Source organism: Novosphingobium mathurense (genome assembly GCF_900168325.1).
Lineage (GTDB): Bacteria > Pseudomonadota > Alphaproteobacteria > Sphingomonadales > Sphingomonadaceae > Novosphingobium > Novosphingobium mathurense.
This window is the reverse complement of the sequence record NZ_FVZE01000008.1, coordinates 53,314-75,518: the sequence shown is the minus strand read 5'-3', so window position 1 is coordinate 75,518 and position 22,205 is coordinate 53,314. Positions and strand designations below refer to the sequence as shown.

24 protein-coding genes and 1 tRNA gene are annotated in these 22,205 nt (G+C 64.1%); 7 read left to right on the top strand and 18 right to left on the bottom strand.

Going from position 1 to position 22,205, the window contains the following annotated elements:
* Nucleotides 1-3: 3 nt before the first annotated feature.
* The 5 genes from dapF to B5483_RS18900 all read left to right on the top strand — a co-directional run bounded on the left by dapF (nucleotide 4) and on the right by B5483_RS18900 (nucleotide 4,322).
* Nucleotides 4-837, top strand: coding sequence for a diaminopimelate epimerase (gene dapF, locus B5483_RS18920; RefSeq protein WP_079731532.1), 834 nt, complete (start codon nucleotides 4-6; stop codon nucleotides 835-837).
* The gene (locus B5483_RS18915) at nucleotides 834-2,012 is read left to right on the top strand and encodes a MiaB/RimO family radical SAM methylthiotransferase (RefSeq protein ID WP_079731531.1); all 1,179 of its coding nucleotides are present in this window, start codon (nucleotides 834-836) and stop codon (nucleotides 2,010-2,012) included. The genes dapF and B5483_RS18915 overlap by 4 nt, the downstream gene beginning before the upstream one ends.
* Nucleotides 2,009-2,947, top strand: a complete 939-nt coding sequence (gene ftsY / locus B5483_RS18910) for a signal recognition particle-docking protein FtsY (protein ID WP_054946976.1) — start codon at nucleotides 2,009-2,011, stop codon at nucleotides 2,945-2,947. The genes B5483_RS18915 and ftsY overlap by 4 nt, the downstream gene beginning before the upstream one ends.
* Complete coding sequence (locus tag B5483_RS18905; protein ID WP_079731530.1) at nucleotides 2,947-3,621, top strand: inner membrane-spanning protein YciB; 675 nt, start codon at nucleotides 2,947-2,949, stop codon at nucleotides 3,619-3,621. The genes ftsY and B5483_RS18905 overlap by 1 nt, the downstream gene beginning before the upstream one ends.
* A 128-nt stretch (nucleotides 3,622-3,749) precedes the next feature.
* A complete protein-coding gene (locus B5483_RS18900; RefSeq protein ID WP_079731529.1) occupies nucleotides 3,750-4,322 on the top strand; it encodes a urate hydroxylase PuuD in 573 nt (190 codons plus the stop codon).
* Nucleotides 4,323-4,410: 88 nt separating this feature from the next.
* Here B5483_RS18900 and B5483_RS18895 read toward each other — a convergent pair whose 3' ends face one another.
* The 9 genes from B5483_RS18895 to B5483_RS18860 form a co-directional block, all read right to left on the bottom strand.
* Nucleotides 4,411-6,378 carry a potassium transporter Kup gene (locus B5483_RS18895; RefSeq protein WP_054944398.1) on the bottom strand — a complete coding sequence of 656 codons (1,968 nt, stop codon included), beginning with the start codon at nucleotides 6,376-6,378 and terminating at the stop codon, nucleotides 4,411-4,413.
* Between the two features lie 101 nt (nucleotides 6,379-6,479).
* Nucleotides 6,480-7,145, bottom strand: coding sequence for a tetratricopeptide repeat protein (locus B5483_RS18890; protein ID WP_054944399.1), 666 nt, complete (start codon nucleotides 7,143-7,145; stop codon nucleotides 6,480-6,482).
* Complete coding sequence (locus tag B5483_RS18885; RefSeq protein WP_079731528.1) at nucleotides 7,142-7,594, bottom strand: cytochrome c-type biogenesis protein; 453 nt, start codon at nucleotides 7,592-7,594, stop codon at nucleotides 7,142-7,144. The genes B5483_RS18890 and B5483_RS18885 overlap by 4 nt, the downstream gene beginning before the upstream one ends.
* Entirely contained in the window at nucleotides 7,591-8,145 is a 555-nt protein-coding gene (locus B5483_RS18880) for a DsbE family thiol:disulfide interchange protein (RefSeq protein ID WP_079731527.1), read from the bottom strand. The genes B5483_RS18885 and B5483_RS18880 overlap by 4 nt, the downstream gene beginning before the upstream one ends.
* Nucleotides 8,142-10,088, bottom strand: a complete 1,947-nt coding sequence (locus B5483_RS18875) for a heme lyase CcmF/NrfE family subunit (protein WP_079731526.1) — start codon at nucleotides 10,086-10,088, stop codon at nucleotides 8,142-8,144. Before B5483_RS18875 ends, B5483_RS18880 begins: the two co-directional genes overlap by 4 nt.
* A complete protein-coding gene (gene ccmE, locus B5483_RS18870) occupies nucleotides 10,085-10,537 on the bottom strand; it encodes a cytochrome c maturation protein CcmE (RefSeq protein ID WP_054948521.1) in 453 nt (150 codons plus the stop codon). The genes B5483_RS18875 and ccmE overlap by 4 nt, the downstream gene beginning before the upstream one ends.
* Nucleotides 10,537-10,680, bottom strand: a complete 144-nt coding sequence (locus B5483_RS23260) for a hypothetical protein (RefSeq protein WP_176168112.1) — start codon at nucleotides 10,678-10,680, stop codon at nucleotides 10,537-10,539. Before B5483_RS23260 ends, ccmE begins: the two co-directional genes overlap by 1 nt.
* A 43-nt stretch (nucleotides 10,681-10,723) precedes the next feature.
* A complete protein-coding gene (gene ccmC / locus B5483_RS18865) occupies nucleotides 10,724-11,455 on the bottom strand; it encodes a heme ABC transporter permease CcmC (protein WP_054948522.1) in 732 nt (243 codons plus the stop codon).
* Nucleotides 11,456-11,561: 106 nt separating this feature from the next.
* A tRNA-His gene (locus tag B5483_RS18860) sits at nucleotides 11,562-11,638 on the bottom strand.
* A 178-nt stretch (nucleotides 11,639-11,816) separates the two neighbouring features.
* Between B5483_RS18860 and B5483_RS18855 the strand changes: the two genes are divergently transcribed.
* Complete coding sequence (locus B5483_RS18855) at nucleotides 11,817-12,446, top strand: prolyl hydroxylase family protein (RefSeq protein WP_054948523.1); 630 nt, start codon at nucleotides 11,817-11,819, stop codon at nucleotides 12,444-12,446.
* A gap of 52 nt (nucleotides 12,447-12,498) precedes the next feature.
* Here the strand turns inward: B5483_RS18855 and B5483_RS18850 are convergent, their stop codons facing one another.
* Complete coding sequence (locus tag B5483_RS18850; protein WP_054948524.1) at nucleotides 12,499-13,044, bottom strand: superoxide dismutase family protein; 546 nt, start codon at nucleotides 13,042-13,044, stop codon at nucleotides 12,499-12,501.
* Nucleotides 13,045-13,288: 244 nt separating this feature from the next.
* Between B5483_RS18850 and B5483_RS18845 the strand changes: the two genes are divergently transcribed.
* On the top strand, nucleotides 13,289-13,657 hold the full coding sequence (locus B5483_RS18845; RefSeq protein ID WP_176168111.1) for a PilZ domain-containing protein: 369 nt from the start codon (nucleotides 13,289-13,291) through the stop codon (nucleotides 13,655-13,657).
* Between the two features lie 101 nt (nucleotides 13,658-13,758).
* Here the strand turns inward: B5483_RS18845 and rpmE are convergent, their stop codons facing one another.
* The 8 genes from rpmE to uppS all read right to left on the bottom strand — a co-directional run bounded on the left by rpmE (nucleotide 13,759) and on the right by uppS (nucleotide 22,194).
* Nucleotides 13,759-13,986 carry a 50S ribosomal protein L31 gene (gene rpmE / locus B5483_RS18840; protein WP_054948534.1) on the bottom strand — a complete coding sequence of 76 codons (228 nt, stop codon included), beginning with the start codon at nucleotides 13,984-13,986 and terminating at the stop codon, nucleotides 13,759-13,761.
* 159 nt (nucleotides 13,987-14,145) lie between these two features.
* Nucleotides 14,146-14,598 (bottom strand): 3-hydroxyacyl-ACP dehydratase FabZ, encoded by a 453-nt coding sequence (fabZ, locus tag B5483_RS18835; protein WP_007013810.1) that lies wholly within the window; start codon nucleotides 14,596-14,598, stop codon nucleotides 14,146-14,148.
* A gap of 20 nt (nucleotides 14,599-14,618) precedes the next feature.
* Complete coding sequence (locus B5483_RS18830; RefSeq protein WP_054948527.1) at nucleotides 14,619-15,305, bottom strand: OmpH family outer membrane protein; 687 nt, start codon at nucleotides 15,303-15,305, stop codon at nucleotides 14,619-14,621.
* Nucleotides 15,305-17,938: an outer membrane protein assembly factor BamA gene (gene bamA / locus B5483_RS18825; protein ID WP_425435057.1), complete on the bottom strand. Its 2,634-nt coding sequence runs from the start codon at nucleotides 17,936-17,938 to the stop codon at nucleotides 15,305-15,307. The genes B5483_RS18830 and bamA overlap by 1 nt, the downstream gene beginning before the upstream one ends.
* A gap of 171 nt (nucleotides 17,939-18,109) precedes the next feature.
* On the bottom strand, nucleotides 18,110-19,495 hold the full coding sequence (gene rseP, locus B5483_RS18820; RefSeq protein ID WP_079731523.1) for an RIP metalloprotease RseP: 1,386 nt from the start codon (nucleotides 19,493-19,495) through the stop codon (nucleotides 18,110-18,112).
* A gap of 1 nt (nucleotide 19,496) precedes the next feature.
* On the bottom strand, nucleotides 19,497-20,648 hold the full coding sequence (locus B5483_RS18815; protein WP_054948536.1) for a 1-deoxy-D-xylulose-5-phosphate reductoisomerase: 1,152 nt from the start codon (nucleotides 20,646-20,648) through the stop codon (nucleotides 19,497-19,499).
* A 2-nt stretch (nucleotides 20,649-20,650) separates the two neighbouring features.
* On the bottom strand, nucleotides 20,651-21,418 hold the full coding sequence (locus B5483_RS18810; protein ID WP_054948529.1) for a phosphatidate cytidylyltransferase: 768 nt from the start codon (nucleotides 21,416-21,418) through the stop codon (nucleotides 20,651-20,653).
* An 86-nt stretch (nucleotides 21,419-21,504) separates the two neighbouring features.
* Nucleotides 21,505-22,194: a polyprenyl diphosphate synthase gene (uppS, locus tag B5483_RS18805; protein WP_054948530.1), complete on the bottom strand. Its 690-nt coding sequence runs from the start codon at nucleotides 22,192-22,194 to the stop codon at nucleotides 21,505-21,507.
* Nucleotides 22,195-22,205 lie beyond the last annotated feature (11 nt).

Below are 22,205 nucleotides of genomic sequence, written 5' to 3'. Positions count from 1 at the left end.
GCCATGCGGATCGAATTCACCAAGATGCATGGGCTGGGCAACGACTTCATCGTGCTGGACGCGCGCGAACGCGCCCTGCCGCCGATCGACTCGGCCGCCGCAACTGCACTTGCCGACCGCCATACCGGCATCGGCTGCGACCAGCTGATCCTGCTCGAACCCTCTACCGAGGGCGATTTCCGCATGCGCATCTTCAATGCCGACGGCAGCGAGGTGGAAGCCTGCGGCAATGCCACCCGCGCGGTCGGCCTGCTCCACGGCCGGCCGGCCCGGATCGAGACGCTGGGCGGCCTGCTCCACGCCTCGCCGAGCGATAACGGTATCTCCGTCGAAATGGGCAAGCCCCGCTTCGACTGGGACCGCATCCCGCTCGCCTATGCGATGGACACCCATTCCATGCCGGTCGGCTGGGACGAACTGACCGATCCCATCGCCGTCAACGTCGGCAATCCGCACGTGATCTTCTTCGTCGCCGATCCCTATGCGGTCGACATGGACCGGCTCGGCCCGCTGATCGAGACCGACCCGCTGTTCCCCGAAAGGATCAACGTCAATGTCGCCGCGGTGACCGCGCGCGACGCGATGACCTTGCGCGTCTGGGAACGCGGCGCCGGTCTTACCCGCGCCTGCGGCACCGGCGCCTGCGCGACGGCTATCGGGGCGATGAAGCGCGGCCTCGTCGACCGCCGCGTGACCGTGACCCTTCCCGGCGGCCCACTCGTCATCGAATGGCGCGAGGACAGCGAGATCGTCATGACCGGTCCAGCGACGGAGAGCTTCCGCGGCTCGTTCGATCCGGCCGATTACGGGATGCCTGCGGGCGGGACCGGGGCTTGACGGTCGAAGTCCATTCACTCGGCTGCCGCCTGAACATCGCGGAAAGCGAATCCCTGCGCGGCCTGCTCGGCAAGGCGGACGACCTTGTCGTGATCAATTCCTGCGCCGTGACGGCCGAAGCCGTGCGCCAGACCCGCCAGGCGATCCGCCGTGCCCGCCGCGCCCGGCCTGACGCGCGCCTGATCGTCACCGGCTGCGCTGCCGAAGTCGAGCGCGAGATGCTGGGGCAGATGCCCGAGGTGGACGGCCTCGTCGCCAATACCGCCAAACTCGATCCGCGCGCCTGGAACGTGCCTGCCGCACCGCCGCTTCGCGCAAAGCGCGGCTACACGCGCGGCTTCGTGCAGGTACAGAACGGCTGCGATCATTCCTGCACCTTCTGCGTGATCCCGCAGGGGCGCGGCCCGAGCCGTTCGCGCAGCGTGGCCGAAGTGCTCGAAGACATTTCCGTGCATGTCGATGCCGGAGTCGGCGAGATCGTCCTTACCGGCGTCGACCTCACCTCATGGGGCAGCGACCTGCCGGACGTTCCGCGGCTGGGCGCGCTGTGCGAGGCGATCCTCGCCCGCTTCACCACCCTGCCCCGCCTGCGTCTGTCCTCGATCGACGGGGCAGAAGTGGACCCCGCGCTGTTCGAACTGCTCGCGCACGATCCGCGCATGATGCCGCATGTGCATCTATCGCTGCAGCATGGCGACGACCTGATCCTCAAGCGGATGAAGCGCCGCCACAGCCGCGCCGATGCCATCGCGCTTGTCGAGGGGCTGCGGGCGCATCGCAGCGATCTGGCCGTGGGCGCGGACATCATCGCCGGATTTCCCACCGAGGACGAAGCCGCGCACGCCAACAGCCTTTCTATCGTCGAAAGCCTGCAGATCGTGCACGGGCACGTCTTCCCCTACTCGCAGCGACCGGACACCCCGGCCGCACGCATGCCGCAAGTCAGCCCGCCGCTGATCAAGGCCCGCGCCGCCGAACTGCGCGACGGCATCGCCCGCCAGCGCGACGCATGGCTGAGAGGCCTTGTCGGCAAGGCACTATGGGTGCTTGCCGAGAAAGGCGGGACCGGCCATGCCGAAAACTTCGCGACCGTGCGCCTGCCCGAGGGCACGCAGCCCGGCGCACTGCTACGCATCAAGCCTCGAATGGCAGTCGAAGGAATACTGGAAGTATGAGTGACGAAGGCGCGCCCAACGACGCCTGGTCCGAACGCCTCTTCGGAGGTTTTCGCAAGACCTCCGAACGGCTGACCGGCAACCTCGCCGGTATCGTCGGCAAGACCCGCCTCGACGATGGACAGCTCGACGATATCGAGGACGCCCTGATCATGTCGGACCTCGGCCCCCGCGCCGCGGCCCGCATTCGCGAGCGACTGGCCCAGGAACGCTTCGAGCGCGATGCCGACGAAGGCGCGATCATGGAAGTCGTCGCGCGCGAGATCGCGGATATCCTGCGCCCAGTTGCCAAGCCGCTCGATGTCGTCGCCTTCCCGCGCCCGCAGGTAATCCTCGTGATCGGCGTCAACGGATCGGGCAAGACGACGACGATCGCCAAGCTGGCGCACCTGTTCCAGGAACAGGACTATTCGGTCATGCTGGCAGCGGGCGACACCTTCCGTGCTGCGGCTATCGGCCAGCTCGGCGTCTGGGCCGACCGGCTGGGCGTTCCCATCGTCAAGGGCCCCGAGGGCGGCGATCCCGCTTCCGTGGTGTTCGACGCGGTCAAGGCCGCGACCGACCAGGGCATCGACGCGCTGATCGTCGACACCGCCGGACGCCTGCAGAACAAGCGCGAGCTGATGGACGAGCTGGCCAAGATCCGTCGCGTGCTCGGCCGCCTCAATCCCGAAGCGCCGCACGACGTGGTCCTTGTGCTCGATGCCACCAACGGCCAGAACGCGCTGTCGCAGATCGAGATCTTCAAGGAAGTCGCCGGTGTCTCCGGGCTGATCATGACCAAGCTGGACGGCACCGCGCGAGGCGGCGTCCTCGTCGCGGCGGCAGAGCAATACGGCCTTCCCATCCATGCCATCGGCGTCGGTGAAAAGATCGACGACCTGCGCCCCTTCAACCCGGACCTCGTGGCCCGCGTTATTGCCGGAATCGCCTGATGACCCAAGCATCCCCCGCCAAGGCCGAGGAAAAGCCGCGCAATTCCTGGCTGAACCTCGTGGTGGACTATGGCCCGCTGCTGATCTTCTTCCTCGCCTACCGGCACTATTCGCCTGCCGACAGCGAGGACAGCATCGCCACGGTGGCGGCCGTCATCAAGGGCACGCTGGCCTTCATGGCGGCGACCGTAGTCGCCCTCGTCGTCTCCAAGTGGCGGCTGGGCCATATCTCGCCCATGCTCTGGCTGACGACCGTGCTGATCATCGGTTTCGGCGCGCTGACCGTGTTCTTCCACGATCCCTTGTGGATCATGATCAAGCCGACGGCAGTGTACCTGATGTTCTCCGGCGTCCTGTTCTTCGGACTGTGGCGCGGCAAGCCGATGCTGAAGTACCTGCTGCAGTCGGCGTTCGAGGGCCTGGACGAAACGGGCTGGATGAAGCTCTCGCGCAACTGGGCGTGGTTCTTCCTGTTCCTGGCGGTGCTCAACACCGCGCTGGTCTATGCCAAGCACATCGGGATCATCACCTTCGATACCTGGCTTCAGGCCAAGCTCTGGGGCTTCACCGTGATCTCCTTCCTCTTCACCTTCTCGCAGCTGCCCATGGTGCTCAAGCACGGCATGGGTGAGAACGCGAAGGAAGAGCTGATCGAGAACCCCCCGCACGACTGACCGCGCGGGCGCCCCCACCCCCTTTAAAATCATGTGACAAGTCGTGCCGGAAACGCGATAGTGCGTTGTCGGCCAATGGTTAGCGCCAAAAAGCGGGGGGCCGACGACAGAACATAAAGGGGGATGCAATGGCGAAACTTTTCGGAAACCTGAATCTCGTCCTGGGCGTGGGCATTGCGCTCGCAGTCCTGATCATGCTGGCCTTCGCGCCATATTCACCGGTCAATCTCAATTCGGTGTTCCGCTGGCTCCATGTCTTCTTCGGAATCCTGTGGATCGGCCTGCTCTACTACCTGAACTTCGTGCAGGTGCCATTGATGCCGTCGATCCCGGCGGAGCAAAAGGGTGCCGTCACCGGGCACATCGCACCCAAGGTGCTGTTCTACTTCCGCTACGCGGCACTGTTCACGGTCATCACCGGCCTCGTCGTCGCGTGGGTTAGCGGCTACCTCGTCCAGGCGCTCAGCTTTGCGGGCGTTGGAGCCGTCGCGCTGATCGGCGTGGGCATGTGGATGGCCCTCGTCATGGCCTTCAACGTCTGGTTCATCATCTGGCCTGCCCAGAAGAAGATCCTGGGCATCGTCGAGGCCAGCGCCGAAGAGAAGGCTGCCGCAGCGCCGCGCGCCCTAGTCGCCAGTCGCCTCAACACGCTGCTGTCGATCCCGATGATCTACTGCATGGTCAGCGCCAACCTGGGCTGATCGGCTGGCAGAAACGAAAAGGGCGGACCTGCCGTAACTGCAGGTCCGCCCTTTTTGCTGTCCTTTTGGACGAGGACGAGCTTCGCGATCAGATCTCGAGCTGGCTGCCCAGTTCGACGACGCGGTTGGTCGGCAGCCGGAAGAATTCCATGGCACTCGCCGCATTGCGCATCATCCAGGCGAAAAGCTTTTCGCGCCAGATGGCCATGCCCGGCTTGGCCGCCGGCAGCAGCGTCTGGCGCGAAAGGAAGAAGCTGGTCTTCATCATCTCGAACGGCGCGCCGCAGATCTGCGTATTGGCGAGCGCTGCGGGGATGTCCGTCTCTTCCATGAAGCCGTAGCGCAGCGTCAGGCGATAGAAGCCCTGCCCGAGGTCAGAGACCTCGTAGCGCTCGCTCGCCTCGACATAGGGCACTTCGGCCACTTCGACGGTGAGGACCACGACACGCTCATGCAGCACCTTGTTGTGCTTGATGTTGTGCAGCAGTGCCGAAGGCACGCCGACATTGCTCGACGCCATGAAGATCGCCGTGCCCGGAACGCGCGCGGCACTGCCGTGGGCGCTCTTGGCGAAGACGTTGAGCGGCAGCGCGGCCTCGGTCATGCGCAGGCGCATGAGGCGGCGGCCCTTGTTCCACGTCGTCAGCAACGTGAAGGCAATGCCGCCGATCAGCAGCGGGAACCAGCCGCCGTCCGCGATCTTGGTCGCGTTCGCGGCGAAGTAGGCGCCGTCGACAATGAAGAAGGTAACGATGACCGGAATCGCCAGCCACAGCTTCCAGCGCCACAGGACGATCAGCAGCACAGTCATCAAGCAGGTGTCGATCAGCATCGCACCGGTAACCGCGATACCGTAGGCCGAAGCGAGGTTCGACGAGTTCTGGAACACGAGGACCAGCACGATCACGCCGGTCATCAGCGCCCAGTTCACGAAGGGAATGTAGATCTGCCCGACCTCGTGCTCGCTGGTGTGGCGGGTCGAGAGGCGCGGGATGAAGCCCAGCTGCATGGCCTGGTGCGTGATCGAGAACGCACCCGAGATCACCGCCTGGCTGGCGATGAAGGTCGCGCAAGTCGCCAGGATCACGAGCGGCAGGCGCAGGTATTCCGGCGCGAGGTTGAAGAACGGGTTCTCCATCGCCTCTGCCGCCGACGCATCGTCCAGCCCGAGAATCATCGCCGCCTGGCCGAAGTAGTTGATCAGCAGGCAGGGCATGACGAAGCCGAACCACGACATGCGCATCGGGCCGCGGCCGAAGTGGCCCATGTCCGAATAGAGCGCTTCCGCGCCGGTCACGGCCAGCACGACCGAACCCAGCGCGAGGAAGCCGAGCATCTTGTCGGTCAGGAAGAACTGGATCGCGTACCACGGGTTCAGCGCGACAAGCACGCCGGGCATCTGCACGAGGTGATAGATGCCCAGGATCGCGAGTACCGAGAAATAGATCACCATGACCGGCGCGAAGAGCGCACCGACCTTGGCAGTCCCGCTTTTCTGCAGCACGAACAGGCCGATCAGCAGGACCAGCGCAATCGGCAGAACCAGCGGTGCCAGGCGCGATTCGACGACTGTCAGACCTTCGACCGCCGACAGCACCGAAACTGCCGGGGTGATCATCGAGTCGCCGTAGAACAGAGCGGTCGCAAAGACGCCCAGCAACACGACGAGGCCACCGTACCGCGATTTCTTGATGTGACCCGAGATCAGCGCGACGAGGGCAAGGCTGCCGCCCTGCCCCTTGTTGTCCGCTCGCATCAGGATGCCCACGTACTGGATCGAGACGACCAGCGTCATCGACCAGAAGATAAGGCTTACGACACCCAGAATGTGCAACTCGTCGATGGCCAGCGGGTGCGGACCGACGAAAGTTTCACGAAAGGCGTAGATCGGGCTGGTACCGATGTCTCCAAAAACGACGCCTATCGCCCCGAAGGCGAGCTTGGCGATGCTGTTGGAACCATGACCGTGGCCCCCGGGGACTGGAGACGCCGAAGGCATCGCCGGATTAGTTACCGACGGGGCTTCAGCACCACGACCCGATTGTTCATCACTCATTCCTGCGCCCCGTCATGGACTGGACAAGCCATCTCGCAGCTGCGGCAAGGGGTGGCCGTTAGCAGCATGCAGAGACCCAAGCAACGATACTTAAATCAGCCTCAGCGGATTGACTGATCCGAACTGGGACCCTGTCCACCCGATTGACCGGCAAGGAATGCATCCAACTTGGTCAACTGATCGGCCAGCGGTGCGCGCCAGGGCGCATCTTCGGGCGCACGTTCGAGCAGGTCGGACCAGAGCTGGCGGGCCTCGGCGTAACGACCCGACTGGGCGAATGCGAGGCCCAGGAAGAACGGCGGGCCCGGTGCGTCCGGGTCCGACAGGGCCGCCTTGCGGAAGGCATAGAGCGCAGCCGGCGTGAGAAGACCGTCAGCATGCGAGACGAGTGCGTTGCCCATCGCCAGCCATGCCTCGGTGTTCTTGGGATCGGCGTCGACCGCGCCGCGCAGGACCTCAGCAGCATCGCCATAACGGCCGTTTCGCGCCAGTCCGTCGGCAATCACCACCCAGCGGTCGCTCGGCGGCAGGTTGCTGTCGCTAACCTTTCCCCGCGCATCGACCATGGCCGCAGCATTATTGGAGACCTGCTCTGAAGGCGCCTTGGGCGCTGCGGGCAAGCCCGGACTTGCCTGCGAGGCATAGCCGGCGATGCCCAGCACGAGAGCGGCAGCGATGGCTTCCCAGCCGCCACGCGGCGCCTTGAGCACGAAGGCGGTGGCGATGAAGGCGACCAGCGCCAGAACGACGACGAGGACCCAGGTCACTGTTCCCCTCCCCTGCGAAAGCGCCGGCGCAGCAACAGCACGGCCAGCAGGATGAGAAAGGCGGGCACGGCGAAAAGCGGCCAGGTGAGGCTGGTCAGTTGCGGGGCATAGCTGACGTAATCGCCATAGCGTTCGATCAGCCAGCTGCGAATCGCCTCGGGATCTTCGCCTGCAGCAATCCGCTCCCGCACGAGCGAGCGCATCGAACCGGCAATCGGTGCATCCGAATCGGCAATCGACTGTCCCTGGCACTGCAGGCAGCGCAGCGTTTCCATCAGCGACTGCGCCTTCTCCTCCTTGGCCGGGTCTTCCAGCTGGCGATAGGCGTAGGGCGCGGTGGACTGCTCTTCCTGCGCCATGGCAGGAACGACGGACAGCAGGCCAAGAGCGGCCACGATCACGACAATCAGGCGGCTGACAGGCAGGCGGCTGACAGGCAGGCTGCTCACTGCGCGGCCTCCTTCAGCTTGTCGAGAATCATGGGAATATGTTCGGGGCGGATCTCACCGATGTGCTGGTAGCGAATCACACCCTTGCCATCGATCACGTAAGTCTCCGGCACGCCGGATGAACCGAGCGCGAGCTGGACCTTGCCGTCGTCGTCGGCACCGATTCGCTGGAACGGATCGCCATGTTCGGCGAGAAAGCCCTGGAGCGCCTCGGTCGTGTCGCGCACGGAGATGCCTTCGATCGGAACGCCGGCCTTGGCCAGTGCCGCGAGTTGCGGTGCTTCGACACGGCACGGCAGGCACCAGCTGGCGAAGATGTTCACGAGATGGGGCGAGCCATTGGCAAATTGCCGGCTGTCGAGCCCGGGCCGACCGGGCAGTGCCGGTGGCAGCTGGAACTCGGGCATGGGCTTGCCGACCAGCGTGCTGGCCACATTACGGTCTGCCGGGCGGTAGAGCCCGATCATGACGAGCGCGACGAAGGCCACGAACAGCGCCAGGGGCAGCCAGATCGCCCACCTGGGGGCCTTGGGAGGCGTCTGCTCGCTCATCGGCCCTGACTCTCGCGCCTGTCGGCGATCTTGTCACGTGCGATATGCCGACGCAGGTCGCTCTTCACCCGGCCGATCAGCGCCAGAACCCCGCCCAGCGCGATCAGCAGGCCGCCCAGCCAGATCAGGGTCACGAAAGGCTTCCACCACAGGCGAAGCTGCCAGCGGCCGTCCTCTGCCTCGCCGCCGAGTACCGAATACAGCTGTCCGTTCCAGCGCGTCAGCAGCGAGGATTCGCTGGTCTGCTGCGGGGGCGCCCAGAAGCTGCGGGACTGCGGCCGGGTGGTGACCGGATCCGAACCCTTGTAACGCACCTTCAGTTCTGCCTCGAGCGCAGTCCAGTTGGGTCCGGCCACCGGTTCGACCTTTTCGAGGCGAACCAGCCAGGGACCGACCTGCGTCGTCTCGCCGGGCCGGACTGCGACCAGCTTCTCGACCGAGAATGCGCTCTCGCTGCTCATGCCGAACAGCGCTACGGCAATGCCGAAATGCGCGATGACCATGCCCCAGACGGGCAGCGGCGTGCGGCGCAAGTTGCGTTCGCGCAGCGGCATCAGGCTCGCCCAGGCCAGCCCGACCGCGAGCACCAGGCCGATGAACGGCAGGAAAGCGACACCGCCGATGACCAGCAGCGCGATCACTCCGGCAGCCCCCAGCATGGCCGGGATCACCAGACGTTTGCCGACGCGGCCAAATGCATCGCGGCGCCAGCGCAGCAACGGCCCGACAGCCAGGACGATCAGCATTGGCACCGTAAACAGGGCGCCCATCGGGTTGAAGTAAGGCGGTCCCACCGAGACCTTGGCACCCATCGCCTCGGCCACCAGCGGATAGAGCGTGCCGAACAGGACGATGCCCAGAATCGCCGAGAGCATGACGTTGTTGAACACCAGTGCACCTTCGCGGCTGACCAGCGCGAATCGTTCGCCCTCGGTCACGGTCGCGGCGCGCAGCGCGAAGAGCGTCAGGGCCCCGCCGATGTTGATTGCCAGAAGCGCAAGGATGAACGACCCGCGCTCGGGATCTACGGCAAAGGCATGGACGCTGGTGAGAATGCCCGAACGCACAAGGAAGGTGCCGATCATCGACATCGAAAAAGCCACGACGCCCAGCATGATCGTCCAGGCGCGCAGCGCATTGCGCGCGGCCAGGACACTGGCCGAGTGCAGCAGCGCGGTTGCGGCCAGCCAGGGCATGAGCGAGGCGTTCTCGACCGGGTCCCAGAACCACCAGCCGCCCCAGCCCAACTCGTAATAGGCCCAGTAGGAACCCGCGGTTATGCCCACCGTCAGGAAGATCCAGGCACCCATCACCCAGGGACGCATGGCGCGGGCGAAAGCTGGCCCGACCTCACGCGTGACGAGCGCGCCAATGGCAAAGCTGAAGGCCACCGAAAGGCCCACGTAGCCAAGGTAAAGCGTGGGCGGGTGGAACGCGAGGCCGAGGTCCTGCAGCAGCGGATTGAGGCCGTTGCCCTCCGCCGGAACCGGAGAAAGACGCTCGAACGGATTGGAAGCGATCAGCAGGAAGGCATAGAAGCCCAGGCTGACGAATGCCTGTCCAGCCAGAGTTGCCAGCATCGTCGGCTCGGGCAGCCGCCGTTCGATCAACGCAACGAAGCCGCCCGCCATGCCCATGACCGTGACCCACAGGAGCATCGAGCCCTCGTGGTTGCCCCAGGCACCGGCGATCTTGAAGACCAGCGGCTTCATCGAGTGCGAGTTCATCGCCACCAGCTTCACCGACAGGTCGGTGACAGCAAAGACGTAGATCAGGCACAGGAACGATACGAGCGCGAGCAGCCCCTGGACGACCGCGACCGGTCGCACGATACCGCCCAGCGCTGCGCCGCGCCGGGTCAGTCCAAACGCGCCTGCGACGAGTTGCAGCGCAGCAAGCGCAGCCGCCAGCCAGAGAGCGGCGAGTCCGAATTCCGCGATCATTGCGTTTCCGCCACGACCCTGTCGGCCTGCGCTGCAGTCATTTCCTGCATTTCGCGCGGGACGTAGTTCTCGTCGTGCTTGGCAAGCAGGTTGTCGGCAACGAATGTGCCGTCCTTGCCCATCCGGCCTTCGGCGACGACGCCCGACCCTTCGACGAAAAGCGAGGGCACGATGCCCTGGAATGTCACCGGCACACGCGCCTTTCCATCTTCGACGATGAAGGCGATGGTCACGCCGTCGGCCTCGGTCTTGAGAGAACCCTTCTCGACCATGCCGCCCAGTCGCACGGCGCGGTCAGGCGCTGGCGGATCGGCGACGATTTCGTTGGGAACATAGAAATAGCTCGCCTGGTTGCGCAGGGCCCAGGCCGCAAGCAGTCCGGCGCCGATCAACACGACCAGCGCGACGAGGAGCAGAACCAGTCTCTGGTGCTTTGCCTTAACGGCCATCAGCGTTGCCCCCGCGCCTTGTCACGGCGTGCCTCGGCCCGCTTCATCGAGATCAGCGACCACGCAATCATCGCAAGCGTCGCCCCAACGCCGATGGCGTAGGACGCGATCACGAAAGTCCAGGCATCCATAGCCTCGCGCATCAGATAATTGCCTCGCTCATCCCGTAAATGCCGTTTGTCTTTATCAGAATGCCGCTTCGCTCATCGCCTTACGGCGCAAGCGGGCCTCTGCCTGCTGGTCGGCGAGTATGGCCCGCATCCGGGCCAGCACGACGCCGGCGAAAATCAGTGTGAAGCCAAGGGTAGCGGCCAGAAGCGGCCACAGGAAGGCCCCGTCCATCGCCGACTTGCCCATGGTGATGCTCGGCGGCTGATGCTGGCTGTTCCACCAGATCACCGAATAGTGAATGATCGGGATGTTCACGGCGCCCACCAGTCCGAATATCGCCGGTGCCCGGGTATGGCCGCCGGCGCTCGCCTCGCTTGCCTGCGACAGCGCCATCCAGCCGAAGTAGAGGAACAGGAGCACGAGCATGCTGGTCAACCTGCCGTCCCAGACCCACCAGGTTCCCCAGGCCGGACGCCCCCAGAGCGATCCGGTAATCAGGCAGACCGCGGTGAAGACCGCACCGGGCACGGCGCAGCCGCGCGCGGCGATCCCGGCGAGCGGGTGGCGCCAGACCAGTTCGGTAAAGCTGGCCGCGGCAATGCCCATCCAACCGGCCATGCCAAGCCAGGCGGCGGGAACGTGAAGGAAGACAATGCGCACAGTCTCGCCCTGCAGACGCTCGGGCGGGGCGCGGAACAGCCCCCAGTAAAGCGCGAGCGTTGCGGCGACGACGCCGATGCCCATGCATAGCGGCATCAGCCAACGGGCGATGCGCAGGAAACGGGCGGGATTGGCAAAGCCGTGCATGACAGGCGCGTTCTATCGCCAGACGCGCGCGGGGCAAGTGGACTTACGGTCCACACTGCAGATTTTCACCCGCATAGTGCCAAATCGCTCAGGAAATGGAAGAAAATGGGGCGATCGATGGGGTTCGAACCCACGACCTCCGGTACCACAAACCGGCGCTCTAACCAACTGAGCTACGATCGCCACACCGGGACAAGGACAATGCTGCCTGTCTCCGGAAAGCCGCCCGGAACGCTGCAACCAGCGATCAGTGCGGGAGCGCGCCTTTGCACAAGGAGAGCGATCTTGCAAAGCAAAAATTCGGATCGATGCAAGACTCCTGCAATTTTCCCACGACAATCGTGTCGCTAGTGTCCGCCCCATGACGGCTCCAGGCGAATCATCCGGTGCTGCCCTCCTACGTTCGGGCATGCAGCGCTTCCCATCCTCGCGGCTCGAACTCTTCGTGAAGCGCGATTTCCTCAGCGACGCGCAGTGCCAATCCCTGATCGCACTGATCGAGGCAGAGCACAGGCCCTCAACCGTTGCCAATTACAACGGCGACGACGTGTTCCGTACCAGTTCCACCTGCGACCTCGCACCCGAAGTTCCCGCCGTTGCCGCCCTCGCGCAAAAGCTCTGCGACATCTCGGGCATCGACCCGGCCCATGCCGAACCGCTACAGGGCCAACGCTACGAGGTCGGACAGGAATTCAAGGCGCACACCGACTACTTCGAGCCCAACAACAGCGATTTCGAAAAGTACTGCAGCGTTTCCGGCCAGCGCACCTGGACCTTCATGATCTACCTGAACGACGTGGACGCCGGAGGCGCCACGCGCTTCAAGGTGATCAACAAGCTGATCCAGCCCGAACGCGGCAAGCTTGTCGCCTGGAACAACCGCCGCCCGGACGGCAGCCTCAATCCGGCCACCCTGCACCACGCAATGAAAGTGCGACAGGGCCGCAAGTACGTCGTCACCCAGTGGTTCCGGGAACGCGCCTGGGGGTAACCCGGGATGTAGGCGGCCGAGGGAGGAGCCTCCTCCCCCGACCGAACATCGCTTACTTCGGCGCGCTGATCACCGCGCAGGCGATGCGCCCGCCGGCTGCGCCCGAAGGCTGGCTCTTGTAGTCGTCGGCACCGGCATGGATCACCAATGCCGAACCGTCCGCATCCTCCAGCGACTTCGGCCCCGGAGCGAGCGTCACGCCGGTATTGAGGATCTGCGTTTCGAGAACGCCATCCGCGCCCACGTGCTGGTTGGGCATGTCACCCCCATGCGGCCCGCCCTCGACCATCAGGCCATGCATGGCAGCCCCTGCAGCGAAGTGCCCACCGGAGGTCGCGAATTTCTCCGCGGGCTGGCAGATGCCCTTCTCGTGGAAGTGGAAACCATGCTCGCCTTCGGGCAGCCCCTTGATGTCGGTGGTGACAAGAACCCCTGTCGGGGTGTCCTGCAGGGTCACCATCCCGAGCGCTTCACCGTCGAGCCCGATCACGGTCGCATGGACGGGCGGCACGGCCGAGTCCCCCTGATCGGCAGCCATGGCGGCATGAGCCGAAAGCGCCGCGGCGCAGACGGCTAGGGTTCGGATGGTACGGATCATCGGTATTCTCCCTCTGGGGCCGGAAATTCTTGTCCTGACAGGACGCCGCGGACGGCGCAGTTCCACAATTCGAAACCGACCGGTCCGGTTCCTGCCAATGACATCGCACAGCTACGCTACGCGACCTTCCTTAGGCTAGGCTTATCAGCCTGAAAGGCAATTGCGGACAATATCTTGGCACCCCCCGCAAGACGGATCGCCTCAAGACCATCCCCCCAAGCAACGAGTCTCGAAGGAGATGACAATGCCCGGTCAACGCCCCGCCCCGCCAAGCCCTTCCCTTCAGGAAGACCGGAACCCTCCATCCTTCGACCCGTCCGAGCGGAGACGCGAGGAACGGCGCTCCACCAGTTTCGAAGCTACGATGGAATTCTCCAATGGCGGCCAGACATCGGTCATACTGGCCGACGTCTCGCTACATGGATGCTGTGTACGAACCGATACAGAATGGCTGCGCCAGGGCGCCTTCGTTTCGATCGGCATGGGCGCAGAACCAAAAATGCCGGCGATCGTGCGCTGGATTCGCGGCAGTTCGGCAGGCATGGAATTCCTGCGGCAGGTGCCGGTGGACCATGCCGACTGGCATGACCTCATGAGCAGCGGCCTTAACTGATCACACCCGGCGGAATTCGGCGGACCATCAAGTCACGACCGAAACAAAAAAGGCGGCCCTTGCGGACCGCCCCTTTCGCGTGTTCGCTATGGAACCCCGGCTCACTTCTTCTTGAGCGAGAGTCCGCCGAAACGCTTGTTGAACTGCGCGACGCGGCCGCCTTCGTTGACGCGCTGCGTGCCACCGGTCCAGGCCGGGTGCGAAGTCGGGTCAACTTCCAGGACCAGCGTGTCACCTTCCGAACCCCAGGTCGAGCGGGTCTGGAACTGGGTGCCGTCGGTCATCTGGACGGTGATCATGTGGTAGTCGGGGTGCGTATCGGCCTTCATTTCGAATCTCTTTCGCATATGGCCGGTTCCGACCGGCCTGCCTTGGAAAGCGGCGCGCTTACAGCGAAGCGGGCCGAAATGCAAGTGGGAGTGGGGCTTCCCGGCCCTGCGCCCTTCCCGCTGGCGGGAGAGGCAGACGGAAGGCCCCATCCCGAAAAATCAGCTGTCGGCAATCATCGCCGTGAAGTTCACTTCGCAGGTCACCTTGTCGCCGATCGACGCCTTGCCCCAGAACTTGCACACGCGCGAACGCTTCTGGACGAAGCCCGCACGCAGGTCGAGCAGGTTCCCCGGGGTTACCGGATTGCGGAACTTCGCGTCCTCGATCGCCATGAAGTAAACCAGCTTGCCGGTCCCGGCGAGGCCGAGGGATTCAATGGCAAGGATACCCGCCGCCTGCGCCAGCGCCTCGATCTGGAGGACGCCGGGCATGATCGGACGGCCCGGGAAATGCCCCTGGAAGAAATCCTCGTTGAAGCTGACGGCCTTGACCGCATGGATCTCCTCCTCGGTGAAGGAGACCACGCGATCGACCAGCAACATCGGGTAGCGGTGCGGAAGCGCCGCCAGGATCTTCGCGGTATCGTAGACCTGTTCGGTCGTCTCGCTCATGTCCTGCCCCCGATCAGCTCTTAGCGGCCGGTCGGCTGTGCAGCCGTGCTCGGCGCGGCCTGACCCTGTGCGGCAGCCTGCTGTGCGCGCGCTTCGCGGATCTGGCGCGGTTCCCAGCCCGAGGGCGGAACCAGCTGTGCCGACGGGATCGCGGTGTTCAGCTCGTTCAGGATGTCCTGGTTCAGGTTGTAGGCGCTACCGTTGACCGCAAGGATCGCGTCCGGCGAGAGCAGGATCGAGATCTTCTTCTTGGCCATCGCCGACTTCACCGCAGCGTCGAGCTTGTCCTCGATCTGCTCGTTCACATAGGCCTGCGACAGGCCGACGGGGGCCAGGATACGCTGGATTTCCTGCTTGCCGTTTTCCTGGAGCTGCTGGATCTGCGCAGCCTGCTGCTGCAGCGCGGTCTGGTTCGGGTTCGCAGCCTGACGGTCTGCATTGAACTTGTCGATCATCGGCTTGAGCTGGGCATTGAGCGCCTCGCTGCGCTGCTTGGCTTGGTCGTACTGCGCCTTGTAGGTCGTTTCACGCTGCTGCTCGGCGGTCTTGTAGGCGTTCGAGTTGGCGAGGACCGCGTCGAAGTTCGCGATACCGAGGCCCTGCACGATGGTGCCGCCGTTCTTGTCCTGCGCAAGAGCGGGCTGAGCTGCAACGGTAACCAGCGCCAGGCTCGAAGCCAGCGCGGCGGACTTGAGAAGAGTCTTCATCAGAATTGTGTTCCCACGTTGAAGGTGAATGCCTTGGTGTCGTCGCCCTTCTCCTTGAGAAGGACCTTCGAGAAATCGATCCGGAACGGACCAAAGGGCGAATTCCAGTTCACGCCAATACCCACGGCAACACGCGGCTTCCAGGTATTGCCGAGGTACTCTTCGGTGAAGTAGCTCGTGCTGCCGGCAGGATCGCCATTGGGCGTGGTCGTGGTGCCGGTGATATTGTTATTGGCGTCACGAATATAATAAAGCTGATTGCCGTCGGAATCGCGCTGTCCGATAAAACAGCCCGCCCCACATTCATCGATCAGGTTGGGCGCCTTGACCCCCCAGACCGCGCCTGCATCGACAAAGATGGACGGACGCAGCCCCAGTTCGCGGGCACCGGAACCGAGCGGAATCTCGAGCTCCCCACGCCCCTTGTAATAGTACTTGCCGCCCAGCGCGTCATCGGACTTGTTGGACATGGTCGTGGTCTCCGCGCCGACCACGCCGCTGTAGTACTGACGGATCACGCGCGGGCCGACCCCGCGGATACCGAAACCGCGCATCTGCGGCTCACCGAGGTAGAAACGGTCGGTCAGACGTACGCTGTCACCGCCATAGCCCTTGATCACGCCACCTTCGCCCTGCACCGAGAAGACGAAGCCGGCGCCAAGTGGCCAGTACTTGGCCGCGTTGGCGCGCAGGCGGGCATACTTCACGTCGCCGCCGAGCCCGGCGATATCGAGGTTGATCGAGGCGGTCTCGCCCCTGGTCGGACGAACGCGGTTATCGAGCGTGTCGTAGATCAGCGACATGCCGACGATCGAGCTCAGGCGCTTGCCGATGGCTTCGCAAAGATAGCGCCCCGCACGCAGCGGATCGCAGGCGTAGTCGCCGCTCGCATTGATCGAGTAGAACTGGCTCTTGCTGACCGAGATGTCATCGTAGTTGAGCGTGTAGCGCCCGACCGCGGTCAGATACTCCGTGAGCGGCACACCAGCGCGAACCTGAAAACCAGTCGTCGATTGCGCATAGTTGGTCCGCCGGCTCGAGTTGTAGTAATTGAAGCTGTTGTAGTCGCGGCGATAGATGTCGACGCCCAGCGACACGTTCTTGTCGAACAGGTACGGCTCGACGAAGCTGGCCTCGACGCTCTTCGAATAACGCGAATAGCTGCCCGAGAGGCCGACCGTCTGGCCGCGACCGCGGAAGTTGCGCTGACGGATCGATGCCTGGAAGATGAAGCTCTCCAGGCTCGAGAAGCCGGCCGAAAGCTGCAGTTCGCCGGTCGGCTTTTCCTCGACATTGGCTTCAAGGATAATGCGGTCGTCGGCGCTTCCGGGCTTCTGTTCGACCTCGAACTTCTCCTGGAAGTATCCGAGCGACTTGATGCGGTTGGTCGAACGCTTGACCTGCAGCGAGTTGAACGCGTCGCCTTCTGCGAGGCGGAACTCGCGACGCACGACCTTGTCCTGGGTCAGCGTGTTGCCGTTGATGTCGATGCGCTCGACATACACGCGCGGCGCTTCCTGGATGACGAAGGTCAGACCCATGGTGAGGTCGTCCTTGTTGCGGTCGTACTGCGGCCGCACGTCGGCGAAGGCATAGCCATAGGCACCGGCGGTGTCGTTCAGGCTCTCGATCGTGTCTTCGACGAGCTTGGCGTTGTACCAGTCGCCCTGCTTCATCGGCAGGTTCTTGGTCAGGCGCTCGCCATCGAAGTCGCGCAACTGGCTTTCGACCTTCACATCGCCGAACTTGTAGCGCTGGCCTTCCTCCACCACGTACGTGATGATGAAGTCCTTCTTGTCCGGCGTCAGTTCGGCAACCGCGGAAACGACGCGGAAGTCGGCATAGCCTTCTGTAAGGTAGAACTGGCGCAGCTTCTGCTGGTCAAACGCCATGCGGTCGGGATCGTAGCTGGTGCCCGAGCTGAAGATGCGGGTGAAGCGCGCCTGCTTGGTCACCATCTCGCCGCGCAGCTTGCCATCGGAGAAGTGCTCGTTGCCGATGATGTTGATCTGTCGGACCTTGGACTTGTCGCCTTCGGTGATTTCGAAGACGATGTCGACGCGGTTCTGGTCGAGCATGACCATCTTCGGCTCGACCGTCGCGGCGTAGCGGCCCTGGCGCTTGTACAGTTCGATGATACGGGCAACGTCGGCACGGATCTTCGAACGGGTGAAGATCTGGCGCGGCGCGACCTTGATCTCGGGAAGGATCTTGTCGTCCTTGATGCGCTTGTTGCCTTCAAGGATGATGCGGTTGACGACCGGGTTTTCCTTCACCTGGATGGTGACGTTGCCGTTGTCGTTCGAAATCTGGACGTCCGCGAAAAGCTCGGTCTCGTAGAGGTCCTTGAGTGCGGCGTCGGCGGATGCCTTCGAATAGGGCTGGCCAATGCGCAGCTTGATGTACGAAAGGACCGTCTGCGGCTCCAGTCGCTCGGCGCCGGTCACCTGGATCGACTGGATCGTCTGCACCGGCGCGGTCTGGCTCGACTGGGTCGGGGCCGCATCGCCGCCCGCGTCCTGTGCAAAGGCAGGCGCAGGCAATCCGGCAAGGATCGTGGTGCCGAGAAGCACAACTGCGATCTGCGAAGCACGGTGGGCGTCAGTGCCTCGAACCATTTCCAATCCCATCATTCTACGCAAAATCCTGTAATCGATATCGCGAGACTATCTGCCGTCGGCGACAAGAAATGAACCCGACCGCTAACCTGTACGGCAGGCAGTCGCAGCCATCTGCCCGATGGATGGCCTGCGATCAAGCAGCCAAACCCGGCAAGATTGTGATCGCGAGTGAATTCCTCCTGGCTATCCCCCGAAAATCGGGAGCGAAGCCACATCATTGACCGTTACGAAGACCATCAGGGCCAGCACCAGTGCCACGCCCGTCCGGATCGCCCACTCCTGACTGCGCACACTGAGCGGCTTACGGCGGACCGTCTCGGCCGCGTAGAAAGCCAGGTGCCCGCCGTCGAGACCAGGGATTGGCAGGAGGTTGATGAATGTCAAGTTAATCGAGATCAGCGCCGCGAAACTGATGAAATCCTCCCAGCCCAGGGAGAATTGCTCGCCCGAATATTTGGCGATCTTGATCGGTCCGCCAAGCTCCTTCACCGAGCGTTCGCCGGTGAAGATCTGGCCGATGCCGGTCACCATCATCTTCATGATGCCAAGGGAATTCTCGAAGCCGAGTTGCACCGCCTCGAGCGCGCCGACCGGCTCGATCTCGCCGAACCCGGCCTTGATCCCGAGCTGGCCGACCGAGACCTTGTTCCCCTTCTCGTCGACGGCTTCGCCCTTGCCCAGCGTGACCGGGAAGACACGGGTCTGCCCGTCACGATCGACAACCACCGAAATCGTCTCACCGGCGCGCGGCTGCACCAGCTCGGGGATCTGGGTGAAGCTGCGGATCTCGTGGTCATCGATCGCGGTAATGCGGTCGCCAATCTTCAGGCCGCCAGCCTCGGCTGCGGAGTCGCCGAAGAACCCGCCCACCGTGGGGACCGCGAAGTCTATGCCCAGATCGCCGATGCGCGACTGGTTGCCGAAACTGTCACTGACGGTACGGTCCGCCAGCTTGACCGGCAGCGCAATGTCGCGCCCGTCGCGGCGGATGCCCAGCGTGACGGTCCGCCCCGGAAACGGGACGATATGTTCGGGCAGGTCGGAGATCGTAGCGACTTTCTCGCCATCGACGGCAACGATCTTGTCGCCGACCTCCACGCCAGCCGCCTCGGCCTGCGAATCCTGCGTGAACATGGCCACTTCGGCCGGGGAAACGATCTTGCCGTGGGCAAAATTGAAAGCGGCGATGATCGCGACGGCGAAGAGCAGGTTCGTCAACGGCCCGGCCAGCACGATCAGCGCGCGCTGCCACAAGGGCTTCACATGGAAGGTCTGGGCCCGCTCCTGCGGGGTCAGTCCATCTTCGGCGGCAGAAGGAGCGCTGGCAGCGTTCATGTCGCCGGCGAACTGGACGTAACCGCCCAGCGGCAGCGCCGAAACCTTCCAGCGGGTTCCGCGCTTGTCGGTCCAGCCGGCGATCTCCTTGCCGAAGCCGATGGAGAACGCGTCGGCCTTCACACCGAACAGCCGGCCGACGAGGTAGTGTCCCAGCTCATGGATCAGCACAAGCGGACCAAGCACGAGCAGAAACGCGAAAATCGTCGTCAGCAGGTTGGGTGAACCGGTCAAGTCAGGCAGCCTCCATCAATATCCGCGCCCTTGCCCGCGCTTCCCCGTCTACAGCCAGCACTTCGGCAAGGCTGGTGGGTGCCGGGGGCGCGAAGGATCCGAGTACGTCTTCCACGTGTGCGGCAATGCGGGTGAACGCAATCTGACCGTCCAGGAACGCGGCGACCGCCACTTCGTTGGCGGCGTTGAGAACAGCGGGAATGCCGCCCCCCGCCTGCGCCGCCTCACGCGCCAGCCGCGTCGCCGGAAAGCGCTGTTCGTCCGGCTTGCGGAACGTCAGTTCGCCGATTTCGGCAAGGTCGAGCGGCGCACAGGGCGTATCCATGCGCTCGGGCCAGGCCAGAGCCGATGCGATCGGCACCCGCATGTCCGAGGGACCGAGCTGGGCCAGCGTCGAACCGTCGCGATACTCGACCATGGAATGCACGATCGATTGCGGATGGACGATGATGCGCAGACGGTCGAGCCCGACCGGAAAGAGGTAGTGCGCCTCGATCAGTTCGAGGCCCTTGTTGAACATCGTGGCGGAATCGACGCTGATCTTGGCGCCCATGTCCCAGTTGGGATGCTTGATCGCCTCGGCCGGAGTGGCGCGGCTCAGACGCTCCCACGACCAGTCGCGGAACGGGCCGCCACTGGCGGTCAGGGTGATCCAGCGCACATGCTCGACCGCATTGCCCTGCAGGCACTGGAAGATGGCGTTGTGCTCTGAATCGATCGGCAGAAGCGTCGCGCCATGGCGGGCAACCGCCGCAGTCATGATTTCGCCCGCCGAAACGAGCGCTTCCTTGTTGGCAAGCGCGATCACGCCGCCCCGCTCGATCGCCGCCATGGTCGGGGCCAGACCTGCGCAGCCGACGATGGCGGCCACGGTAAAGTCCGCGCCGCGGGCCGCCGCTTCTTCCAGCGCCGGAGCGCCACCGGCCGCCTCGATCCCGCTGCCGGAGAGCGCTTCGCGAAGTTCCGGCACCTTGGCCTCGTCGGCAACGACTGCAACGCTGGCGGAAAACTCGCGCGCCAGCTTCGCCAGTTCCACGGCATTGCCGTTGGCAGTCAGGGTCTCAACGCGCCACGCATCCCGATTGCGCCGGATCAGGTCCAGCGTCGAGGCGCCAATCGAACCGGTGGCGCCGAGAACGGAAATGCTGCGCATCATCACGAGCCCGGTTGAAACAGGATCATCAGGCCTAGCACGAAAAGCACTGCCAGCAAGCCATCAACGCGGTCGAAGAACCCGCCGTGTCCGGGAATGAGACTGCCCGAATCCTTTACGCCTGCCCGCCGCTTGAGCCAGCTTTCGAAGAAGTCCCCGCCCTGCGCGCAGATCGCGAAGAGAATGCCGGTCATCAGGCACGTGGCAAAAAGCGGAACCACGCGGGCGCCGAGATACCAGCACGGCTGCATGCCGAAGCAGGATACTTCCTCGACCGCCCGGCCCGCCTGGGTCAGCGAGATCGCGCCAGAACGCCAGAGCATCGCCGCGCCGAACAGCACCAGCGTTGCAGCGGCAATCGCGCCGAACAGCCCGGCCCAGGTCTTCGAGGGGCTGATCGCCGGGGCGATCTTGGGCCCGCCGAACGTCCGCCCGGCGAAATAGGCGCCGACGTCCACTGCGATCACTCCGCAGACCACGGTCAGCAATGGCGCGAGCGTGAAGGCCGGATTGCGCAGGAACAGCAGCATGGCCGCGCAGGTGCCGACATAGAACATGCCTGCGAAATTCCAGAAGCCACGCTCAGCCGGGTTCTGCGTGCCCGCGCGGGTCAGCTTGACCCACTCCCACAGCACGCCGACGGCGATTGCGCAGACGAAAGCGGTCCAGACCGCACCGCCCAGAATGATCGCCAGACCTGTAACGGCGATCATCACGGCTGCGGAAATCGTCCGCACCTGCAGATCGGATTTCTTTGGAGCATCGCTCACGTCAGCTTCCCCTGCCCTGCAACGTCATGCAGGAACCTTTATTGTGTATCGTGCCGACGACCCCGGCTTGCCGCAGGCCAATCCGCTCAGCGGCCGCCATAGCGACGCTCACGGGTGGTGAAAGCCTCGAGGGCGTCGCGCAAGTGCTCGGCCGTGAAGTCCGGCCACAGCACGTCGGTGAACATCATTTCGGCATAGGCCGCCTGCCAGAGCAGGAAGTTCGAGAGCCGCACTTCCCCGGAGGTCCGGATCAGCAGGTCAAGCGGAGGCAGGTCTGCCGTGTCCAGTTCGGCAGCGATGGTCTCGGGCGTGATCGGTCCCTTGGCTGCGGCCTTGGTCGCGGCCCGGGCGATCTCGTCCTGCGAACCGTAGTTGAGCGCAACTGCCAGCGTCGTACCGGAATTGCCGGCGGTACGGGCGATCGCCTTCTCCACCAGTTCGACAACATCTGGCTTGAAGGCCTTGTAATCGCCGATGATTTTCAGCCGCACGCCTGCTTCGGCGAATTCGTCGAGATCGGAAAGGATGAAGCGCTTCATCAGGCTCATCAGATCCGAGACCTCTTCCTCGGGCCGGCGCCAGTTCTCGGTCGAAAAGGCATAGAGCGTGAGCGCTTCAAGCCCCATCTCGCGCGCGCCGCGCACGACCTTGCGGACCGCCTCCACGCCGCGCTGGTGCCCGAGAGCGCGCGGCATCAGGCGCTTCTTCGCCCAGCGCCCGTTGCCGTCCATGATGATGGCAACATGGCGCGCCCTTGCTGGCTCGGCCTTGCTCATCCCATACGCCC

What these genes read in the sequence shown, in the direction of transcription:
- dapF (WP_079731532.1), top strand. Translation starts at nt 4, where the DNA reads ATGCGGATCGAATTCACCAAGATGCATGGGCTGGGCAACGACTTCATC.
- ftsY (WP_054946976.1), top strand. Translation starts at nt 2,009, where the DNA reads ATGAGTGACGAAGGCGCGCCCAACGACGCCTGGTCCGAACGCCTCTTC.
- B5483_RS18905 (WP_079731530.1), top strand. Translation starts at nt 2,947, where the DNA reads ATGACCCAAGCATCCCCCGCCAAGGCCGAGGAAAAGCCGCGCAATTCC.
- B5483_RS18900 (WP_079731529.1), top strand. Translation starts at nt 3,750, where the DNA reads ATGGCGAAACTTTTCGGAAACCTGAATCTCGTCCTGGGCGTGGGCATT.
- B5483_RS18895 (WP_054944398.1), bottom strand. Translation starts at nt 6,378, where the DNA reads ATGAGTGATGAACAATCGGGTCGTGGTGCTGAAGCCCCGTCGGTAACT.
- B5483_RS18880 (WP_079731527.1), bottom strand. Translation starts at nt 8,145, where the DNA reads ATGAGCGAGCAGACGCCTCCCAAGGCCCCCAGGTGGGCGATCTGGCTG.
- B5483_RS18875 (WP_079731526.1), bottom strand. Translation starts at nt 10,088, where the DNA reads ATGATCGCGGAATTCGGACTCGCCGCTCTCTGGCTGGCGGCTGCGCTT.
- ccmE (WP_054948521.1), bottom strand. Translation starts at nt 10,537, where the DNA reads ATGGCCGTTAAGGCAAAGCACCAGAGACTGGTTCTGCTCCTCGTCGCG.
- B5483_RS23260 (WP_176168112.1), bottom strand. Translation starts at nt 10,680, where the DNA reads ATGCGCGAGGCTATGGATGCCTGGACTTTCGTGATCGCGTCCTACGCC.
- ccmC (WP_054948522.1), bottom strand. Translation starts at nt 11,455, where the DNA reads ATGCACGGCTTTGCCAATCCCGCCCGTTTCCTGCGCATCGCCCGTTGG.
- B5483_RS18855 (WP_054948523.1), top strand. Translation starts at nt 11,817, where the DNA reads ATGACGGCTCCAGGCGAATCATCCGGTGCTGCCCTCCTACGTTCGGGC.
- B5483_RS18850 (WP_054948524.1), bottom strand. Translation starts at nt 13,044, where the DNA reads ATGATCCGTACCATCCGAACCCTAGCCGTCTGCGCCGCGGCGCTTTCG.
- B5483_RS18845 (WP_176168111.1), top strand. Translation starts at nt 13,289, where the DNA reads ATGCCCGGTCAACGCCCCGCCCCGCCAAGCCCTTCCCTTCAGGAAGAC.
- rpmE (WP_054948534.1), bottom strand. Translation starts at nt 13,986, where the DNA reads ATGAAGGCCGATACGCACCCCGACTACCACATGATCACCGTCCAGATG.
- fabZ (WP_007013810.1), bottom strand. Translation starts at nt 14,598, where the DNA reads ATGAGCGAGACGACCGAACAGGTCTACGATACCGCGAAGATCCTGGCG.
- B5483_RS18830 (WP_054948527.1), bottom strand. Translation starts at nt 15,305, where the DNA reads ATGAAGACTCTTCTCAAGTCCGCCGCGCTGGCTTCGAGCCTGGCGCTG.
- bamA (WP_425435057.1), bottom strand. Translation starts at nt 17,938, where the DNA reads ATGATGGGATTGGAAATGGTTCGAGGCACTGACGCCCACCGTGCTTCG.
- B5483_RS18815 (WP_054948536.1), bottom strand. Translation starts at nt 20,648, where the DNA reads ATGCGCAGCATTTCCGTTCTCGGCGCCACCGGTTCGATTGGCGCCTCG.
- uppS (WP_054948530.1), bottom strand. Translation starts at nt 22,194, where the DNA reads ATGAGCAAGGCCGAGCCAGCAAGGGCGCGCCATGTTGCCATCATCATG.